Raw genomic sequence first — 1,919 nt, 5'->3', positions numbered from 1 at the left:
GATAACAACAAAAGGCAGACAAGAGAGAGTTCAACAATGAAGAAATCGCCGAAAGTCGTCATCACCTGTGCGGTCACCGGCTCGATCCACACGCCGACGATGAGCCCGTATCTGCCGATAACGCCGTCCGAGATCGTCGACGCCGCCGTCGGAGCAGCCGAAGCCGGAGCGTCGGTGATCCATCTGCATGCCCGCGATCCGGAGACCGGCAAGCCTACCCCTGATCCAAAGCTGTTTATGGATTTCCTGCCGCGCATCAAGCAGCAGACCGACGCCGTGATGAACATTTCCACCGGCGGCGGGCTGAAGATGACCCTCGAAGAGCGCCTTGAAGCCGCGCACGCTTCGAAGCCGGAACTCTGCTCGCTCAATATGGGATCTATGAATTTCGCCCTGCACCACATCGCGCCGAAATACACCGACTGGAAATACGACTGGGAGAAGGGCTACCTGGAAGACACAAAGAAGGGCATCGTCTCCAACACGTTCGAGCAGATCGAGCGTATCATCGTCGAAGTCGGCCAGGCTTACGGCACGAAATTCGAGTTCGAGTGCTACGATGTCAGTCACCTCTATACGCTTGCGCACTTTCTAGACCGCAAGCTGCTGAAGCCGCCGCTTTTCGTCCAGACGATCTTCGGGCTGCTGGGCGGAATCGGCGCCGACCCAGAAGACATGATGCACATGCGCAGGACGGCTGATCGGCTGTTCGGAGACGATTATCTCTGGTCGATCCTTGCCGCGGGCAAGCACCAGATAAATCTCTGCACGATGGGCGCGATCATGGGCGGCAATGTACGGGTCGGTTTGGAAGACAGCCTCTATGTCGGCAAGGGCACGCTCGCTAAGAGCAATGCCGAACAGGTTGCCAAGATAAAGCGCATTCTCAACGAGTTGTCGCTCGAAATCGCGACGCCCGACGAAGCCCGTCAACTGCTGGATCTCAAGGGCGCAAACGAGGTCGGGTTTTGACGCCCGGCATCGAAACCTATGTCGGCGTCGTGCATCCTTGGATGTGCGACGCGATGGGCCATCTCAACGTTCGTCATTATGTGGCGATGTTTGATGACGCCAGTTTCCAGTTGCTGGGCAGGATTGCCGATCCTCGTTTGACGCCGACCCTCGGCTGGGCGGATGTGAGGATGGAGATCGACTACGTGCATGAAACCGCGGCGGGAACTCTGGTCACCGTTCGCAGCGTTATAGAAAAGCTTGGGAAATCGTCGCTGACTTATCTGCATGAAATGCGCGGTACGCTGGACGGAGTCCTGCATGCGCGCATGCGCACCGTAACGGTGCGCTTCGATCTTCAAGCGCGGAGCAAGATCGAGATCGAAGGCGAAGCCCGGCAGGCGAGCGCGAAACTTCCGATGGGTGAAGCCGATACGCGTGGGTGACGGCGAGAATATCTGGTGACGGCATCGTTAGCCGCATTGGCGTCACTGAGCGAGATGCTGTAGGTCGCTGAAGGCTTCTACTCGCCCTAGGAAGGTCAGATATAGCCGCTATCGCACAGGACACCGCATGGGCAGCCCGCCACAATCGGCCATTGCGTACGATAGTGGCGTTTGAAGTGGTAGCGGGAGAGGGACTTTAATCGGCATAAAGTCAATGCGTTATATCATCTTAGTCAAAATTTTGAAAAAAATGAATCCACAAACGGAATGGAAAACTTTCAATCTTCATTTGCTGGAAGCGGATACTTGAGGCGGAGAATCCGATCCAAGGTAACTGCCGCCTGACAGGATGAGTGGCGGGCTTAGCGTGTTAGGCGACGCGGCGACTTATGCGCCGGAGGCGAATGACAGCAATGCGCCCAAAGTCGGTCATTGAAGTTTACAGCTGGGTAGCTCTGATTGGAGCCACATCCCTTGGATGGGGCGGCATCTATATGGCCGAGCTGGCGCGCTGCGAAGTAT

The 1,919-nt window shown here is 56.5% G+C and carries 2 protein-coding genes; both read left to right on the top strand.

What is annotated here, in order from left to right; all coding sequences use genetic code 11:
* Positions 1-36 precede the first annotated feature (36 nt).
* Positions 37-972 (top strand): 3-keto-5-aminohexanoate cleavage protein, encoded by a 936-nt coding sequence (locus EN750_RS32120; RefSeq protein ID WP_127317813.1) that lies wholly within the window; start codon positions 37-39, stop codon positions 970-972.
* A complete protein-coding gene (locus EN750_RS32115; RefSeq protein ID WP_127399093.1) occupies positions 969-1,397 on the top strand; it encodes an acyl-CoA thioesterase in 429 nt (142 codons plus the stop codon). Before EN750_RS32120 ends, EN750_RS32115 begins: the two co-directional genes overlap by 4 nt.
* Positions 1,398-1,919: the final 522 nt, after the last annotated feature.

This window comes from Mesorhizobium sp. M7A.F.Ca.ET.027.03.2.1, assembly GCF_003999175.1.
GTDB lineage: Bacteria > Pseudomonadota > Alphaproteobacteria > Rhizobiales > Rhizobiaceae > Mesorhizobium.
The sequence above is the reverse complement of the archived record's forward strand: the minus strand, read 5'-3'. Positions and strand labels throughout refer to the sequence as shown.

Coding starts and splice junctions, on each gene's coding strand:
- EN750_RS32120 (WP_127317813.1), top strand. CDS start 37: ATGAAGAAATCGCCGAAAGTCGTCATCACCTGTGCGGTCACCGGCTCG.